General features: G+C 37.7%; 13 protein-coding genes, 1 tRNA gene, 2 rRNA genes, 1 pseudogene and 1 riboswitch (1 of these 18 cut by a window edge). Of the genes and pseudogenes, 6 read left to right on the top strand and 11 right to left on the bottom strand.

Going from position 1 to position 17,859, the window contains the following annotated elements; genetic code table 11:
• Nucleotides 1-121 precede the first annotated feature (121 nt).
• Nucleotides 122-394 carry a hypothetical protein gene (locus CCK98_RS33565; RefSeq protein ID WP_088090897.1) on the top strand — a complete coding sequence of 91 codons (273 nt, stop codon included), beginning with the start codon at nucleotides 122-124 and terminating at the stop codon, nucleotides 392-394.
• A gap of 662 nt (nucleotides 395-1,056) precedes the next feature.
• Here CCK98_RS33565 and CCK98_RS33560 read toward each other — a convergent pair.
• Nucleotides 1,057-1,965, bottom strand: coding sequence for a CPBP family intramembrane glutamic endopeptidase (locus tag CCK98_RS33560; RefSeq protein ID WP_179196074.1), 909 nt, complete (start codon nucleotides 1,963-1,965; stop codon nucleotides 1,057-1,059).
• Nucleotides 1,966-2,166: 201 nt separating this feature from the next.
• On the opposite strand from CCK98_RS33560, the gene CCK98_RS35895 reads away from it, so the two are divergent.
• Nucleotides 2,167-2,313: a hypothetical protein gene (locus CCK98_RS35895; RefSeq protein WP_179196073.1), complete on the top strand. Its 147-nt coding sequence runs from the start codon at nucleotides 2,167-2,169 to the stop codon at nucleotides 2,311-2,313.
• Nucleotides 2,314-2,472: 159 nt separating this feature from the next.
• Here CCK98_RS35895 and CCK98_RS33555 read toward each other — a convergent pair whose 3' ends face one another.
• Both CCK98_RS33555 and CCK98_RS33550 read right to left on the bottom strand, forming a co-directional pair.
• Nucleotides 2,473-2,940: a DinB family protein gene (locus CCK98_RS33555; RefSeq protein WP_088090895.1), complete on the bottom strand. Its 468-nt coding sequence runs from the start codon at nucleotides 2,938-2,940 to the stop codon at nucleotides 2,473-2,475.
• Between the two features lie 91 nt (nucleotides 2,941-3,031).
• Nucleotides 3,032-3,544, bottom strand: coding sequence for a DinB family protein (locus CCK98_RS33550; RefSeq protein ID WP_088090894.1), 513 nt, complete (start codon nucleotides 3,542-3,544; stop codon nucleotides 3,032-3,034).
• 493 nt (nucleotides 3,545-4,037) lie between these two features.
• A riboswitch (cyclic di-AMP (ydaO/yuaA leader) is annotated at nucleotides 4,038-4,179 on the top strand.
• Between the two features lie 218 nt (nucleotides 4,180-4,397).
• On the opposite strand from CCK98_RS33550, the gene CCK98_RS33545 reads away from it, so the two are divergent.
• Entirely contained in the window at nucleotides 4,398-4,766 is a 369-nt protein-coding gene (locus CCK98_RS33545) for a Gp49 family protein (protein WP_088090893.1), read from the top strand.
• 851 nt (nucleotides 4,767-5,617) lie between these two features.
• Here the strand turns inward: CCK98_RS33545 and CCK98_RS33540 are convergent.
• From CCK98_RS33540 to CCK98_RS33530, 3 genes are all read right to left on the bottom strand, one after another.
• The gene (locus CCK98_RS33540) at nucleotides 5,618-6,415 is read right to left on the bottom strand and encodes a restriction endonuclease (RefSeq protein ID WP_088090892.1); all 798 of its coding nucleotides are present in this window, start codon (nucleotides 6,413-6,415) and stop codon (nucleotides 5,618-5,620) included.
• A gap of 469 nt (nucleotides 6,416-6,884) precedes the next feature.
• The gene (locus CCK98_RS33535; RefSeq protein ID WP_088090891.1) at nucleotides 6,885-7,781 is read right to left on the bottom strand and encodes a chromosome condensation regulator; all 897 of its coding nucleotides are present in this window, start codon (nucleotides 7,779-7,781) and stop codon (nucleotides 6,885-6,887) included.
• 334 nt (nucleotides 7,782-8,115) lie between these two features.
• Entirely contained in the window at nucleotides 8,116-8,976 is an 861-nt protein-coding gene (locus CCK98_RS33530) for an alpha/beta fold hydrolase (protein WP_088090890.1), read from the bottom strand.
• Nucleotides 8,977-9,483: 507 nt separating this feature from the next.
• Here CCK98_RS33530 and CCK98_RS33525 point away from each other — a divergent pair.
• A pseudogene (locus CCK98_RS33525) lies at nucleotides 9,484-9,795 on the top strand (Tn3 family transposase); the annotation flags it as partial.
• Nucleotides 9,796-10,820: 1,025 nt separating this feature from the next.
• Here CCK98_RS33525 and CCK98_RS33520 read toward each other — a convergent pair.
• Entirely contained in the window at nucleotides 10,821-11,570 is a 750-nt protein-coding gene (locus CCK98_RS33520; RefSeq protein WP_088090889.1) for a DeoR/GlpR family DNA-binding transcription regulator, read from the bottom strand.
• 249 nt (nucleotides 11,571-11,819) lie between these two features.
• Here CCK98_RS33520 and tkt point away from each other — a divergent pair, with 249 nt between their 5' ends.
• Together tkt and fsa are read left to right on the top strand one after the other, a co-directional pair.
• The gene (tkt, locus tag CCK98_RS33515) at nucleotides 11,820-13,814 is read left to right on the top strand and encodes a transketolase (RefSeq protein ID WP_088090888.1); all 1,995 of its coding nucleotides are present in this window, start codon (nucleotides 11,820-11,822) and stop codon (nucleotides 13,812-13,814) included.
• A 17-nt stretch (nucleotides 13,815-13,831) separates the two neighbouring features.
• Nucleotides 13,832-14,500, top strand: coding sequence for a fructose-6-phosphate aldolase (gene fsa / locus CCK98_RS33510; RefSeq protein WP_088090887.1), 669 nt, complete (start codon nucleotides 13,832-13,834; stop codon nucleotides 14,498-14,500).
• Nucleotides 14,501-14,849: 349 nt separating this feature from the next.
• On the opposite strand, the gene CCK98_RS33505 is transcribed toward fsa, so the two are convergent.
• From CCK98_RS33505 to CCK98_RS33490, 4 genes are all read right to left on the bottom strand, one after another.
• Nucleotides 14,850-15,245: a helix-turn-helix transcriptional regulator gene (locus CCK98_RS33505; protein WP_251027066.1), complete on the bottom strand. Its 396-nt coding sequence runs from the start codon at nucleotides 15,243-15,245 to the stop codon at nucleotides 14,850-14,852.
• 806 nt (nucleotides 15,246-16,051) lie between these two features.
• Nucleotides 16,052-16,125, bottom strand: a tRNA-Met gene (locus CCK98_RS33500).
• 41 nt (nucleotides 16,126-16,166) lie between these two features.
• A 5S ribosomal RNA gene (gene rrf / locus CCK98_RS33495) occupies nucleotides 16,167-16,283 on the bottom strand.
• Nucleotides 16,284-16,359: 76 nt separating this feature from the next.
• Nucleotides 16,360-17,859, bottom strand: a 23S ribosomal RNA gene (locus CCK98_RS33490); it runs 1,435 nt beyond the window's last position.

Raw genomic sequence — 17,859 nt, 5'->3', positions numbered from 1 at the left:
TCAGCAAAGTTTTCCCTCTTATATACAGTTTCCAACTATTGGACCACAAATTCCGCCTAAACTAATACCTCTAGCAGTTCTTACTAGCACTCCACATCCTGTTGGACCTGGAACTCCTACAATGCCAATCTTAAAGGGTAAGAAAAAGCCCATATATCATCCGAGTACACCAGGTGGGGCTCAACCAATAATATCAGCTGCACCTGGAACCAATTCGAGTACATCAGTGGAAGTATTTACTCATCCATATTGGTCTGAAACACAGCCAAGCATGAACCACTCTTGGCCTGACCCGTCTTACACTGGACCTTGGCCGTTTAATGGTGGGGGCTCAGTATCACAAAACCAGGAATTCCACAACTGTTCGTTAAAGAAAGATTTAACGCAAAGTTAATTAAAGTAAAAAAGAGAGAAAATACTCTTCTCCCTCTAACTTGTCCAAGGACAAAAAAGATTGTACTTGGCCTATCTATTTATAGAAGTTTCTTTATTCTAAAGCCGCTCAAATGCGTTGATCTTATTTTATTGGACCCGCAGGTTACCCCAATTTTCATAAAACATCTACTTAGTTCCAATTTTGTTCATAATATCGTCCTTTACCTTTCTCCTTACAGCTCTTAGTATTCTTTGACAAAAACATTTAAAGGATATATGATAATAATAACAGAACCCACCACGCCTCTTAACAATGCGGACCAAGGTGTTATCTTTAGATAATGTGGGTCAAGGATATTTAAATAAAAGGCATGAACATATTTGACATATCAAATATGTTCATGCCTTTTATTGACCAAAATCACCTCACAAACCCGTATTTTACGGTAAATAAAAGGAATCCATTTTGAAAAAAAGATTTGATCAAAATGGATTCTTATTTAGTAGATTTAAGTTTTGTTTTTATAAAAAAGTTTGATCTTTTTGTGCTGCGTTCTTCCGCAATTGCGCCCTTTAATTGAAGATCCTACAAAACTGTTGAACAAGCAAAAGATATAATAAATATCACCTACTGGGACAAGGAACCTAACCCTATGTCCCATCTATGTCAAACTTCTATTTTTATATGGATCTATTTTCTTTCTGAAAATCCACTGACTTTGAGCCCAAAAACCACCTTGTTACAACAAATCCGCCTATAATTACAACCGTTGTTAAAAGCCCTGCCTCCGGCCCAAAACCTCCACCTGTTAATATCGTGTCATGAATTTTCGGCTGAAAGATGCTAGTAGTTTTGGTCCCACTCACATGAAATCCCCATATATTTCCTTGAAAGAAGTTCCATGTTAGATGGTAACCAACGGACATCCATAAGCGATTGGTTTTTAAAAACATGTACGCAAATAGCAATCCAATCAAAACAATGTTCATTAGACCTATGATTTTCACATTATCGTTTAAAATATGTGCACAACTAAAAAGAACCGCCGAAACAATGTAAATGATAATCTTCGAGTGGGTTGGTTTTAAAATCGATATAATGTATCCACGGAAAAATAATTCCTCGTTCAACGCCACAAAAATGAATGTTATTAAACCAACTAGTAGAGACCATGAGAAGTTCATATGTGAAAACGCATTTTTTTCAAAATAAATTTGTCCCGTAGCCCATAAAACAAGAAAAACAGCTGTAATCGAAGCAAATCCGAGAACCAATCCATAGACAAGCTCCCTTTTGTGTTTCCAAAAATCCATCCAACCCATATTTTCCAGGGATTGTTTTTTAAATTTTGTCATAATTAAAACAGTTAAAAGCACCCCAAAAAACGATGCAGCCCCTGTTAATAATCCCACAACAGGATCATCGAATTCCAGACTAGAAATTGCTTCTAATGGAACATTAGAAGTCGTGAAGATATAAATAATAGCTGGAATTGACAGGATACCGGTTAAAACAATCATTAAGATGATAGAGATCACCAATTTTAAAATAATGTTTCCAGTTAAACGTAACTTACTTTTTTCTCCCATATTTTTCAATCCCCTAGATTTAAAGTGTTTTTTGTAAAAGGTCATATGTAATGGCTTTAATTTGGGAAATTGGGCTTTTTTCGTTACCATTAAACGCACTCGATTCTTAAATAGGCATATGATCGCTCACTAATTAAAAAACATATAGAGCTGCGTCACGTTGTTAAATAAACGCGCCCTATTCTGGAATTACTCAGGTCGTTGAAACGTGTTCTCACCTTATCGAATCGTTTACCGAATGGGGACAAGGCCGAAATTGCAGAAATAATTATTGTCGGAAAAAGAGAAGATAATGAAGTTTACCAAGAAGCATACAAGCGACTTCAAGAATTAAAAAGGGATTCCTAAGCCTTTAGGAGTCCTTTTTATGTGTGAACATTTAGTAACACCTGTACGACCAAGCGAAAATAGAATGTAACTTAATAGGCCTAGTGACAGCTTCGCTGGTACTACCCCGGTATAAAAAACCCGGAACGAATCCGGGTTAAATTAAAATGTTGTCCCTTTTTATTGTCGCTCCCAAAACGCTGGCGGTTCAATCCCAAGTAACCGTAAGTAAATAAAACCTTGGCCCCGATGGTGGATTTCATTTTCCAACGCATAATGTAGACGCTCGAAATGACTCATTTCGCCACCAAAAAAGGGATCTTTTTCTACGGTGTGCAACCGTTCCTCGGTGATTTTTGGCCACCATTTTTGCACATCCTCCTTTGTTTCATGACAACCGTCTAATAGTTCCGCTTTGGTCGAAACACCAGCAAAAGGTTGGCTATATTCCCATTCACCTAGAGCGATACCGCGTATATATCCGCGTTCAATATCTAGTATCTCTAAAATCATTTTTGAGAAGGGCCGCAGCGGTTCAATCGGTGTAAAGGTGAATAACTTGTCTTCAGGGAAAGCCTCAATTGTTCGAATGGTTAAACGACGATTCTCATCCAAAATTTCGCGGAATTGCTCCAATGTCATGACCATGTTGGTCGCCTCCTTAATTAGTTGTCCCTACATTAGCACTCTTTTAATTGAAGAATTTTTTTAAAAATATACAAAACCCCCAGACCAGTAATCATGAAGTTTGGGGCATGAATAGGTAAAGTCCATAATCTTGCATCACGGAGGTGTGTCCCATTTGCCGTAACATGGTAGCTATATTGCCACGATGATAAGATCCGTGTGTGACAACATGTAGCACCGTTTCAGAAACAGAAGTTTCAAGTAATCCAGCATAGGGGTTATCAACTACTATCACCTTTTCAATATTTTCTTGGCTGTTCAGAAGTTCTTTGTAACATTCAGATAAGTCTAAAAAGATCTTTTTCATTTCTTCAATACTTTTCGTTTCGATCTGTTCTCTTAATTGATTCGTGGTTGAGATTGCTTCATTCATACTTTTACCTGAGATAATGTCAAACCATGCATAATCAGTGAGATAAATGTGAGACAAAACCTTTGATACCGAAGAAAAACCAGTCTGAATTTCCTTATGATAAATGTTTTGCGGAAGTTCTTTTAAACGATCAATTATAACTCCATTTGCCCATATGTGGTAGTCGTACATTTTTAATGCGGGATGCGTCATTTTAAAATTTCCTCCTTTTTTTCACTATCTTGTATTTTTCAATTAATACCTAAAGATAAATAACTTGCTTACAAATTCTGGAGGTAAATATAATTATTCTGTTTTAATTACAAAAATCCTTCCACAACTTAACTGCAGTTAGCTCATAAGCCTTATTTCATTAAGGGCCATATAATGGAATAATATGATTGGAGTTTTTAAATGAATTGATTATTTTTTAACCAACTTTATTGTTACTTAACATCCATTTTGAATGCAATTTAGCGTTTAAAAAGTGTGCAATTTATCTCTTAAAGTCACATCCTGACGGTCAATGGCTAAATATAGTTGAGTATTGAGTTAGAATCTTCATCAAAGCGAGTGCTCATATTAAACAATGTAAGGCTGTTCTGTCAACCTTAGTGGCATAAGGAAAAATTTTATTTTTTCCTATTTACAACTTGCAATTAAAGGAATATATTTATCATCATAAAACTTAAAAATTTATTAAAGCAACCTTATATCGCTTAATCCAATAGGAGCGGGGGACCCAATTTTTTGTACATTTGTACTTGGGGTGAATCCTTTTTAAAAGGTAGGGCTACTCTTTAAGTCCGAATCCAACAGCTAACCTCGTAAGCGTTTAGAGAGGAGGTTTACTATTGGTGCGTTTTAAAGAACACTAAGTAAACTAGTGTTCTTTTTATTTTTATGATCATTGATGAAGATTAGTTTTAAGCAAATTTGGAGGAAAAAGGGAGCATTTAAAATCCATTCACGGCATTGGATTTATTAGCGTATTTATTATTACAGTATCCCTTATTTGGACTTCATTTACCAACTTCGTTAAATAACTTAAAGGGAGAGAAGGAATATGTTTATCGAAAGTATTTGTCCTAAATGTGGAGAGATTAATAACGTTGAACTTAATGGAAAAGCCATTCTTATCGTAGATTGTAAGAATAACCATAAATATGATCATATTGTATTCCCTTATTCTAGAACTATTGGAATAAAGGATGATAAACGTATAAAGTTAGAGGAAATGATTGTTGAGAAAAAATTTCACCGTATGAGCGATAAATCAACAATTTGTCTTCTTATCTTTGAAAATGGTTATGAAGTAGAAGGGCGTTCAACTGTTCGAGATATGCCTGATTTCCGTTTAGTTATTGGTAAAGATAAAGCATATGAACAAGCATTAAAGAATGCAATGGTATCGTTAGGAGCATTCTTAGTATAAATTTTAAGCGGTACACAAAGGGATGGTTTAGACTGTCTGCACTTTTTCCTTTGGTTATTTTTGTACTTACTTATTTGAAAAGAGAAAGATTAAACGTTTCTTAAAATCTATAATAAGTTCCTTGTTTGATTGGCGAGGAATTTTTGGAGCCAGGGTATTGCCACTCAGGCATTATTAGAGTTTTTTAGCAGTATAAAGATACGTCCTCTATATGCTCATGCTGCTAAAGACAACTCTCACTCAAACGTAACACTGGAGCAAAACAGGGCGGTAGAGACGGAAGACGCGGATAACTTGTTGCGTTTTTAGTTACTTCATTATATAGATAAAGGCAAGCCTGTAATTAGCTTGCCTTCTTAATTGTAACTCAAACCGAATTTGCGAAAAGTGTTCAAAGTTATCAGACTGTTACAGATTTTAATATAAAATTTTCCATTTAAACTATCTGTATTTATAATTCGTAAAATTTATATTATACGAATTATATTTTGATCAATAAAAATCTCCCCTTTATGAAGCATTCAAAGAAAAAATGTCGGGTTTTTGCACCGGCACTTTTGATTTGAAGTACTCAATCTAAATGTAGGTTAAAATCGCAGCGACTAAAGGATTTTTAGATAAAAGGACAATTGAAATTAGCAATCTTTTTTCTTCAACTTCTTCTTTTTTATTGGAGGTGTTTTAACCTTTCATCGTTTTGAAGGTCAAAACTCTGACTTTTTAGCTCCTGAACAATTATTTACTCTCTCATTATTTCTTAGTCTTGACGACAAAATTAGAAGGTAAAGAAATTTCATCTGAATTCCTGTTAACTCCATATGTAAATGATTAAACAGCAAGATCAATAACATTTAAAAAGAACTTGAAGATTTTTTATAAGTTCTTTTTTTATTAGGAAATTTATCTTCTACTAAATGTGGAGCAAGAAATTCATCCCATGATAAAGTATTGTTATTATCTGTTTTTACCGTTCTATTAATTTCTTCTATTAATTTAGTTTTATCCCATAATTCCACTCCTAAATCATCTGCTTTTTTAATAGCTGAAGTTGTAAATTCGGAAGTGGTTATGATCATTGATTTACTGTATTTACAAATATGTTGGTCATTAAAAATTTCTTGTATAGCCGAAACACCCACTGATTTTTTATGTTGTTTACATTGGACTGCGGCTCTTGTTATTTGGCTTTTTATCTTTTTTGCAATCACTAAATCTATTCCAACATTCTCATCTTCAGGAGATTTAGTTACATTAAATCCCTGTTTTTGAAAAAGAGCTTCTATATAATTCTCAAATTCTACCCTATTTAATTTAAGAATTTCATTTAAATCGGTAGGAGGATATTTTTTATAATATTTTTGGCGAAGTTCCGATTTGTATTTCTTTGCATTTTTCTTTTCACTATTTGCGTGACCTCTATATAATTCTTCAAATTCGTAAAAATTCGGTTTATCAAGTGAAAATAAATTTCTTATCCACATTAAATTGGATCCTTTTAGTCGTTTTTCAAATTTTTTCATTTCTTTTTTAAATTCTTGGTCTACCCAACAAGAAAAACAATAGTTACTGATATAAGTTTTATTTTCAATTGTTAAATGAGTCTCTATTTTGGTTTCTTTATGCCTGGAGCATTTCTTTTTTGAACCCATTGTAGCACCCTCTTTATTTATACCATTTAATAACCTATCTATTCTGTATTACTCTCTAAATTCCTTCTGAATCCCTGTTAGCTCCATATGTGAACAAATAAAAAAATTGCTTAAAATAGAGGTTACTGCAAAAAGGCTAGAAATAAAGCTGATGTTAAATAGAACAGCCCCGAAATTACTTTTATTATAATTCTGGGCTGTTTTTTCGGTTGATTTTAAAAATTGTTCCTTTCCCTACCGGGAAAGGGCTTCTTGTAACTCATTTTTGAGACAATTCTTATGAGACGCTCTTAACTATGATTTTATCAGTCTAGAGTGTACCTTATTGAGAAGATAAATGGGCTGAACGGTAAAGCCGATCAGCCCATTTATCTTACTCCAGAAAAGCGCCCTTTAATGGAATAGCCTTATTTCTGAAGCAATGCTCATTAACTCGTTCAGTGATTCTCTGGCTTGTTTTTATTAAAAACTAATTGCCGGGCAGTTGAATGCCGTGCCACCCTCTTACATCGCATTGGCCATATTCATTATCACCCACAGCAACCACCGTGCCGTCCGTTTTAAGACCGACGGTATGGGCACAACCCGCCGCAATCGCCACAATATCGCGCCAATCACTTACATTACATTGGCCATACTCATTCCAACCCACAGCCGTCACAGTACCGTCCGATTTAAGGCCGATGGTATGATTACTACCCACCGCTATCGCCACAATACCGCGCCAGCCGCTTACATCGCATTGGTCATATTTATTCAAACCCACAGCCGTCACCGTTCCGTCCGATTTAAGACCGATTGTATGAAGATAGCCCGCCGCGACCGCCACAATATCGCACCAGCCGCTTACATTGCATTGGCGATACCGATTATTACCTACAGCCGTCACCGTTCTGTCCAATTTAAGACCGATGGTATGCCAGTCACCCGCCACGACCGCCACAATATCATGCCAGCCGCTTACATTGCATTCACCTTCATTATTTCGGCCCACTGCTACCACCGTGCCATCCGATTTAAGCCCAATGGTACGACGCCAACCCGCCGCAACCGCTACAATATCGTGCCAGTCGTTTACATCGCATTGGTCATGCTTATTCCAACCCACAGCCGCTACAGTACTGTCAGATTTAAGACCGATTGTATGAGCATTACCCGTGTTCGTCGCCATATGAACATTACCAGCCGCGACCGCCACAATATCCAGCCAGCCGCTTACATCACATTGGCCATATTTATTATCACCCACAGCCGTCACCGTTCCGTCAAATTTAAGCCCAACGGTATGACGACGACCCGCCGCTATGGTATCTTTAGGCCACCGTTTCACCTTTAACACCGCTTCTTTCGGTGAAATGTAATCCATGTTTTACCTCCTTGAATATAGCAACCCTGCAGTTACCTGGCAAGTATATGTAACTTTACGGTTGCCCGTCAAATGTAAGCAACTGTATGGTTGTGTGATAAAGAAACCATATCTAACTGTCCTTTTAGTTTATTCCATTATATGGCCCTTAACATAAAGAAAGAGTACAATTCTTGCTGCAGAATTGTGCCCGATTGTGGAAGATCTTAATTTATAATAATTAGTATCATTACGGGTGCATATTAAATTCACCTTTATGTTACATAATCAAGTGTTATCGGTAGTTATAAAAAATGATTATAATATGTTGAATTTTTGAAATATTATATAGATCTTAACTAAGAAAATATTGCTTTATGTGTCTTGCAACTTCAATTGGATTATGTTCATTACAAGGAGAAAGATGATGTAATTTTGGGAGCATTAATGTTTGTGTTTTTGGAATTGTTCGACTTAATATTCGAATCATTTGGTGCACTGTTTCTGGACTTTTTTCTCCAGAAACTAATAATATATTTGTATTAATGATTTGATAATTGTTGTAAGTGCCTTCTAAGCGTTTTACTTCCCTATGCTCACATAAATTTGCTGGTAATATTTCTTTTATTTTAATCCAATGATCTCCACGTATTACCATACGTAAGATAAGTTTTGCGTACCAGTTTGGCATTCTTGTTAAAGGACTATGGCCTGCACCCTTTACAAAACTAGTAAATGCTTCTCTAAAATCTTTTTGGTTCATGGCCTTTTCATATTTTAATATCCAGTCCCACTCTGTTGGTAATGAGCCTATAGAAACTCCAGGTTCATACAGAGCTATTTTGGTAAAAGATTGAAACGTACGTTCAGTTTCTAAAGCTACGAGTCCACCATAACTGTGTCCAAATACATAAATTGCACCTGTTACTTTTTGTAGCGCTTGAATATCTTCGCATTCCTTGTTAATAGAGTACTCACTTCCCTGAGGTCCACTCATCCCTCGTCCTCTTCGATCAATGATGTGGACTGTAAATGAATCCGATAGTTCTTGGGCAAGCTTGCTAAGGTCCCTCGAATCATTTAATGCACCATGGATTAGAATAAGACTGGGTCCTTGACCGATACTTTGATAACTAATAACTGTACCATCTTGTGATGTAAGTGTTGATTGAGTGAATGTATCTACTGGGTATGTACTTTTTAAAATGTTTGACATATATAGTTTCACTCCTCTGTATACAAGGTTAGATTGAATTTATTATTGCTTACCTTACAATAGATTCGTATCAGTTAAAGAGTATTCCTCTTTATATATTCCATACAAAACTAGTTAACAATAATCGCACATTTTAGGATGTAGGAAAAACGCGAATCCCTTGGCACACAAAAAATTAGCGTTTTTTTGTTTTAGTCGTTTATTCAGGATTTTATAGAACTCCGATAAATCAACGATTTCGCACTCTCAAGTACACCTGATGGCTGTAAAAAAAATGGGGTTTATTATGACCTCTTATTCCATTATCTGGCCCGATTGCTGAATATCATGGATGGGGTTTTAAATAACTTTACAAACAACATCTTTATTGTCATTCAACAATTACAACACCCACCCAGAACAGGTCCTTTTAGATTTTAATGAAATTCAACATTAATTTTTAACATGCCTTTTTATTTAATCATACATTTGATTAAAGCAGGAAAAATTTTGATATATCATTGAAAGAAAAATTTAGCCATGAATGCCTTTGCACTAGCTATTTTTTTCGGTAAACATGGAGAATTTAGAGAAAGAGCATTGCAGGATCAGCTTCAACGTGCCATTGCGCTTAATATCATCATCAACGCTATTAGTGTTTGGAATACAGTATATTTGGCGAAAGCAGCCGAATATAAAAAGGAAATAGGTCAGTTTAACGAAGCTCTCTTGAGTCATATTTCACCTTTAGGGTGGGAACACATTAATTTCTTAGGAGAATACAATTTTGATAATGAACAAGTGACTAATTTAAGTTTATTAAGGCCTTTAAACCTTTAAACAATGGAAGCCGGAAACCTCTTAGCATGCAGGAATCCGGCTTTTTATTGTAAAAAATTGTCTTAGCGTGCGAAATCCGCATTTTGTTGGCGGTACCCCTAATAGCCCGGTTAATCGTAACGTTTTGTGGAACTAAAACCGTTAAAGTAACCTCACCACTCGGCATAGCAATCCCTGATAACGGTAAACGAATCTCCATTTGGTAGCTTTCGTTTTTTGAGAAAATTTTATAATCATACGACAGATTATAAACGTGAGAACCATTTGGTAAAACTTTGATTAACTGTAGAGGGGCGTTCACCAAGTTGAGCGTAAAAGCGTTCGAGCAAAACCAACTTCTACTGCTGCTGGATCGTTTTGTCTGACCTCATCTACTTCGTCGCCTACATCTTGAAACAACTCTTCTTCAGTGTAAGGACGGAATTCAAGCCCATTCTTACGAATAAGAGCCCATCCTTCTTTAGAAATTGTTGGACCACCAGGTACATAAAGGGACTAATTCCTCAACAGGCTAACGAATTTCAATTTTCTTCTTTATCTATACATACTAGGGGTACAGCCAACATGAAGGAAATTTTGTACGCTAAGCAAAATACGACATGCAACAAGCCAAATACCTTTACTGTAAGGAATTTGGCTTGTGTTATTGATAACTGAAAAGGATAAAACTGGACCATTTGAAAAAAAAACTTATAGCCCACCGACCAATTACTTACAGAAATTGGTGGATGAGTAAAAATATGATCGCACTGGTGGATGCCCACATTTCTCATGGAGGTAGTTATCATTGCCTGTGTAAATTAGCACTTACATTGTTTTTATGCCTTATTAAAACGTAGAACTACATCCCAAGATGTAGCTTAGAACCTATATCTAATTAAAAACAACAAAACCTTCCATTAAGAAAAATGAGGAAGGTTATTTAGCATGGACATTTTTAGTATATCATGACGTTTTTAAACTTTTTATAGAAGAATGTAAAAGCTATTAGCTGCTTTAGCTCAAATATAAAATAACTACTATAGTTAAATAATTTCGATACCTAATTCCATATACTTGTTTAAATTATGACTTAGAGGACCATCTTCCGTAATTAAGTAATCAAGTTCTGAAACAGGACCAACCAAGTAATTGGAAATTGTATTAAGTTTACTTCTTGTTACCAGGGTTGCGATTTTATTTGAACTTTTAATCATCTGACGTTTAACATGAGACTCTTCTATATGAGGAATGCTGATACCAAAGTCAGGGTGCAAGGAATACACTCCTAAAAAACAGAGATCGGCTCTAATTTTTTTAAGCACTTCAATTACATCTAATCCTACAGTTACAAAAGATTCCTTAAAAAAGGTTCCACCCAAAAGGATGATATCTGTATTTGGATGTTTTGATAATGCCAAACTAATAGAGGGACTATTCGTAATAATGGTCCCTTTAAACTCCATTGGAATTTCTTGAGCCAGAAAAAGATTTGTTGTACTTCCATCTATTAAAATAACTTGTCCATCTTTAATAATCTTCACCGATTTTAAGGCTAATTCTTTTTTTGCATCTATATTTTCTTCCGTTCTTTCAGAAAAGGTTAAAGCGCTCGCAGATGCAGGAAATGCCCCGCCGTGTACTCTTTTGAGAAGACCAAATGAATCCATTTCCCTTAAATCTCGTCTAATTGTGTCCTCGGAAACATCCCATTTCATGCTTAATTCTTTAGCAACGACTTTCCCTTCTTTTTCAAGTATTTGTAAAATTTTGCTTTGTCGTTCTTTTCTAAGCATAACATTGATCAGCCTCCGTGTTTTTGCATGTTTTTTCTTTTATTATATAATTTTTTCTTAAATTCACCAATTCTAAAAAAATCCGGCAAAATTTTTCTTGTTTTTTCTTGTTTATAAAGATAAAATATTCTTAAACACGAAAAAACTGGATTTAAAATGCAAAAACAAGAAATCATTTGAGGCAAGAAACCTAATACTCACATTTTGTGCCAATTTAAAAATCACACGAAATAAAAGGAGGAAAAAAAGATGAATAATAGTATTGAAACACTTGCTGTAAATACGATTCGCACCTTATCAATTGACGCGATCAATAGTGCTAATTCCGGTCATCCAGGCTTACCTATGGGGGCTGCTCCAATGGCATATGCACTCTGGGCGCATCATCTAAATCATAATTCTGCAAATGCAAAATGGTTTAATCGAGATCGATTTATTCTTTCTGCCGGACACGGGTCTAGCTTGTTGTATAGTTTGCTTCATTTAGCTGGGTACAACGTATCTTTAGAAGATTTAAAAAGTTTTAGAAAGCTTAATAGCAGAACACCTGGTCATCCCGAATTTGGTCACACAGAAGGTGTTGAAGCGACAACTGGGCCTTTAGGGCAAGGAATTGCAAATGCAGTAGGAATGGCGATGGCTGAAGCGCATTTAGCTGCAAAATTCAATCGGGATAGATACCCTGTAATTGACCATTATACATATGCTTTAGTTGGCGATGGAGATTTAATGGAAGGCATCTCTTATGAGGCCATGTCTATGGCCGGCCATATGAAACTAGGAAATTTAATTGCATTATATGACTCAAATGATATTTCTTTGGACGGTGAATTAAACCTTTCATTTTCAGAGGACATTCAAAAACGAACAGAATCTGCTCATTGGCAATATTTACGAGTAGAAGATGGCAATGATGTAGCAGAAATCTCAAAAGCTATTACATTAGCTAAACAAAATACAAACCAACCAACCTTGATCGAAATTAGAACCACTATCGGTTATGGAAGTCCCAAAGTTGCAGGAACAAACAAGGCACATGGAAATCCACTTGGAGCAGAAGAAACTCGTGCAACAAAACAGGTATATGGCTGGCAATATGAAGAGGTTTTCTTTGTACCGGAAGAAGTTAAGGCCCATTTTGAAGAGCTAAAACAAAGAGGAATTAGTCAAGAACAACAATGGAATGCATTATTCCAGTCTTACCAAGAGACATATCCTGAATTAGCGAAGGAACTGGAACATGCCATCACGGGAGAAGTTTTAATTAATGTGGAAGACATCCTGACATTTGATACAGGTAAAACAATCTCAACTCGTGTAGCCAGCGGAGAAGCCATTAACCATTTTGTAAAATCAGTTCCTTCTATTTTTGGAGGAAGTGCGGATCTTTCTCATTCCACAATGACAGATATAAAGGAAGACGCAGGATTCGCGGTAGAATCATTTAGCGGACGAAATATCTACTTTGGGGTTCGGGAACACGCAATGGGAGCGGCTGGCAATGGTTTGGCTCTTCATGGCGGGGTAAAGCCATTTGTAAGCACATTCTTTGTTTTCAATGATTATCTCAGACCATCCATTCGTTTGGCAGCCTTGCAAAAGCTTCCAGTCACTTATGTATTTACTCATGATTCGATTGCGGTTGGTGAAGATGGTCCAACTCATGAGCCAATTGAGCAGCTAGCTTCTCTTCGTGCGATCCCAGGGCTAACCGTAATTCGCCCATCAGATGCAAACGAAACTGCAAGTGCTTGGGCTTATGCACTAAAACAAACAGACGGTCCTGTTGCCATGGTGCTGAGCCGTCAAAACCTGCCTGTGTTCCAAGAAACACAAGCCAATTTAGACAACCTTTCACAAGGAGCTTACGTATTAACGCAAACAAATGACCAACCAGAGGTTATCTTGATCTCTACCGGTTCGGAAGTGTCATTAGCCATTAACGCGAAAGCTGAACTTGAAAAGGAAAATGTATCGGTTCGCGTTGTCGCAATGCCAAGCTGGGAACTTTTCGATCGTCAACCGAAAGAGTACAAAGAGCTTGTCTTCCCTGCTTCTATTACGAAGCGTGTGGCACTAGAAATGGGTATCTCTCTTGGATGGGAACGTTATGTAGGATCAGAAGGGAAAGTATTATCTATTGAAACATTCGGTGCTTCAGGAACGGGCGCTGCAGTCATGGAGCTATTTGGATTTACGACAGAAAATGTTGTTCGAACTGCAAAAAGTCTACTGCAATCTTAAAATGGAGGAAATATACGATGAAATTATTTATTGATACTGCAAATCTTGTTGATATTAAAAAGGCATATAAAATTGGCGTTTTATCTGGTGTTACAACCAATCCTTCCCTAGTTGCGAAGGAAGGCGTAAAATTCGAAGACCGCATTGAAGAAATCTGCCAAGTAGTTCCACAAGTAGAGTCTGTTTCCGCTGAAGTAACTCCAGAAGCCATTAAAGCTGATGAAATGATCGCCCAAGCTGAAGAGCTAATTAAAATTAACGGCGGAGATGAGAAAATTACAATCAAGCTTCCTATGACTTTAGCTGGCTTAGAGGCTTGCCGTTATCTTGCTGATAAAGGCGTTAAAACAAATGTCACACTTATCTTTACAGTAAACCAAGCACTATTAGCAGCTCGTGCTGGTGCAACGTATGTATCTCCATTTTTAGGCCGCTTAGATGATATTTCCGAAGACGGTGTCCAATTAGTATCAAAAATAGCTGAATTGTTCCGCATTCATAATTTCGACACACAAATTATTGCAGCATCTGTTCGTCATCCGGATCATGTAACTCGTGTAGCAATGGCAGGTGCACATATTGCAACGATTCCATTTTCAGTCATTGAGCAAATTTCTAAACATCCACTTACTAATCAAGGAATCGAAAAATTTGCTGCTGATTGGGAAAATACTCTTAAAAACTAAGTTAAATAAAAACCACGACAGGAGAAATTCATCCCTATCGTGGTTTTAATTCCTAATTTGTTATTTAAGATTTTCAATTGCCGCTCTTTCAATTGCAAGTCCGTTGGTATAACGTTTCATAAATTGCTCAAAGCCCTCTACATATCTTGGTCCGTCTCCCTCACGAATATGCATAAAGAAGAATAGCTGAATGGCAAAATTGCAAAATAGCTGCAATCAAGATATGCTAAAAGTTTTAATTCAATGGTTCATGAGATTAACAGTTTCATCGGGACTCATGTCGACTTGAGATTCGATAAGGTATCGTATGGAGCGCCTAATTTTGCGAAAATATTTATCATAGATTAGTTTATACATAATTATCTCTAACTGCTTTATTTAAAAGGCCTATACTGCGGTCTAAATCTTCTTTAACTTGCTTCTTATACCGTCTAGCTTCATCCTTATTGGCGATTTCATATACCTTAAGCTCTTGGCGCTTTGACCCCTCTTTTATAATGCGAGACCTTGTGATGATTCCATCATCCAGCAGTTCGTGTAATCCTTTGTAAACTTCAGAATGGTTGGGCTTATAATTAAAATATTTAAATGTTTCATAAAAATCATCCAACATCTCTTGGCCGTATGGTCTCCCCTGCTCGATCCACGAGAGCAAATACAGCTTCACAAACGCACGCTGCTTGATTAAAAAGTTATCTCGGTTGCGTGATTTTACCTCTTTTTCCTTTATTATATTATCCTTCAAAACAAACCCTCCTTGCTGACCGTTTGGTGGTGTTACTTGAATTATAAACTATACGTTGTCCGGGCGTGTATATAATAGTAGATGTGAATTTAGCACATATTGAAATTAGAAATTTTTTTTGCAGCCACAAGTTGTTCTAGAGCTATAATTCCAATTTATCACGAATTATCCGTGTATTTATTTGGAGTTATTTTCTTATTCTTAAAAAATTAGAAAAAAACATCGTAATCTTACATTCTTCGACCTTTTTTCCCTTTTCCTTTGTTAATCAAACGTTTGTTTAGTTTTGGTATGATCCCTTGCTTATAAAGGACTTTTCCATCCTTGAAGCAAAAAAATTGTCGAGATTGGGATACGTTTAAATAACCTTTTGTAGTTAATACAGATATCAAACTTCAAAGTCCAATTTAATAAAATTCCAAATTCGATATGTATATTTTTCAGAGTCTTATTCATACAGATAGTCTCGATTTAATAAGGTAGAATGTTTTATGTTTGAACTATTCGGAAGTAAACCACGGAAAAGAATAGGAAGATAGGAAGATTTCTTGATTCACGAGGAATAAACCAAGGATGCTTATCAGGAAAAAAAACAATCCGAAATGCAATCAGAATGATTTTATCTATTTCAATACATTTTATTAAAGATCACCCCAAGTAAGTATTAGAGTACTCGTTTTTGAAATTTATAACTAATATAATATTCCATTTATTTAACATGGAATAAAAAAAACCTTAAGAATAGCTCCTTAAGGCGAATAAAAATTATGTAATTCTATGTATTTTATATGAGTAGATGCGCTTGATTGCGGAGGCAGGATTTGAACCTGCGACCTTCGGGTTATGAGCCCGACGAGCTACCAGACTGCTCCACCCCGCGATAATAAAAAGTATTACGTTTGTTTAATATTAAATTAAACAGCCTGGCAACGTCCTACTCTCACAGGGACGCGTGTCCCAACTACCATCGGCGCTGAGAAGCTTAACTTCCGTGTTCGGTATGGGAACGGGTGTGACCTTCTCGCCATTGCTGCCAGACTATTTTGTTGAGGTATCATTCCCTCAAAACTAGATAATGCAGAAGAAGTTTGTAAAAACGAGTATGCCTTAAAAATTGGTTAAGTCCTCGAACGATTAGTATCAGTCAGCTCCACATGTTACCACGCTTCCACCTCTGACCTATCAACCTGATCATCTTTCAGGGTTCTTACTAGCTTGCGCTATGGGAAATCTCATCTTGAGGGGGGCTTCATGCTTAGATGCTTTCAGCACTTATCCCGTCCGCACATAGCTACCCAGCGATGCCCTTGGCAGAACAACTGGTACACCAGCGGTGCGTCCATCCCGGTCCTCTCGTACTAAGGACAGCTCCTCTCAAATTTCCTGCGCCCACGACGGATAGGGACCGAACTGTCTCACGACGTTCTGAACCCAGCTCGCGTACCGCTTTAATGGGCGAACAGCCCAACCCTTGGGACCGACTACAGCCCCAGGATGCGATGAGCCGACATCGAGGTGCCAAACCTCCCCGTCGATGTGGACTCTTGGGGGAGATAAGCCTGTTATCCCCGGGGTAGCTTTTATCCGTTGAGCGATGGCCCTTCCATGCGGAACCACCGGATCACTAAGCCCGACTTTCGTCCCTGCTCGACTTGTAGGTCTCGCAGTCAAGCTCCCTTGTGCCTTTACACTCTGCGAATGATTTCCAACCATTCTGAGGGAACCTTTGGGCGCCTCCGTTACTCTTTAGGAGGCGACCGCCCCAGTCAAACTGCCCACCTGACACTGTCTCCCACCCCGATCAGGGGTGCGGGTTAGAATTTCAATACAGCCAGGGTAGTATCCCACCGACGCCTCCACCGAAGCTAGCGCTCCGGCTTCTCAGGCTCCTACCTATCCTGTACAAGCTGTACCAAAATTCAATATCAGGCTACAGTAAAGCTCCACGGGGTCTTTCCGTCCTGTCGCGGGTAACCTGCATCTTCACAGGTACTATAATTTCACCGAGTCTCTCGTTGAGACAGTGCCCAGATCGTTACGCCTTTCGTGCGGGTCGGAACTTACCCGACAAGGAATTTCGCTACCTTAGGACCGTTATAGTTACGGCCGCCGTTTACTGGGGCTTCGATTCAGAGCTTCGCGTGAGCTAACCCCTCCTCTTAACCTTCCAGCACCGGGCAGGCGTCAGCCCCTATACTTCGCCTTGCGGCTTCGCAGAGACCTGTGTTTTTGCTAAACAGTCGCCTGGGCCTATTCACTGCGGCTCTTCGAGGCTATTCACCTCAAAAAGCACCCCTTCTCCCGAAGTTACGGGGTCATTTTGCCGAGTTCCTTAACGAGAGTTCTCTCGCTCACCTTAGGATTCTCTCCTCGCCTACCTGTGTCGGTTTGCGGTACGGGCACCTTTTATCTCGCTAGAGGCTTTTCTTGGCAGTGTGGAATCAGGAACTTCGGTACTAAATTTCCCTCGCTATCACAGCTCAGCCTTCGCGAGAAGCGGATTTGCCTACTTCTCAGCCTAACTGCTTAGACGCGCATATCCAACAGCGCGCTTACCCTATCCTTCTGCGTCCCCCCATTGCTCAAACGATAAAGAGGTGGTACAGGAATATCA

It is taken from the genome of Bacillus sp. OV166 (assembly GCF_900177675.1).
In the GTDB taxonomy this organism is placed as follows: Bacteria; Bacillota; Bacilli; order Bacillales; family Cytobacillaceae; genus Neobacillus.
The sequence above is the reverse complement of the archived record's forward strand: the minus strand, read 5'-3'. Positions and strand labels throughout refer to the sequence as shown.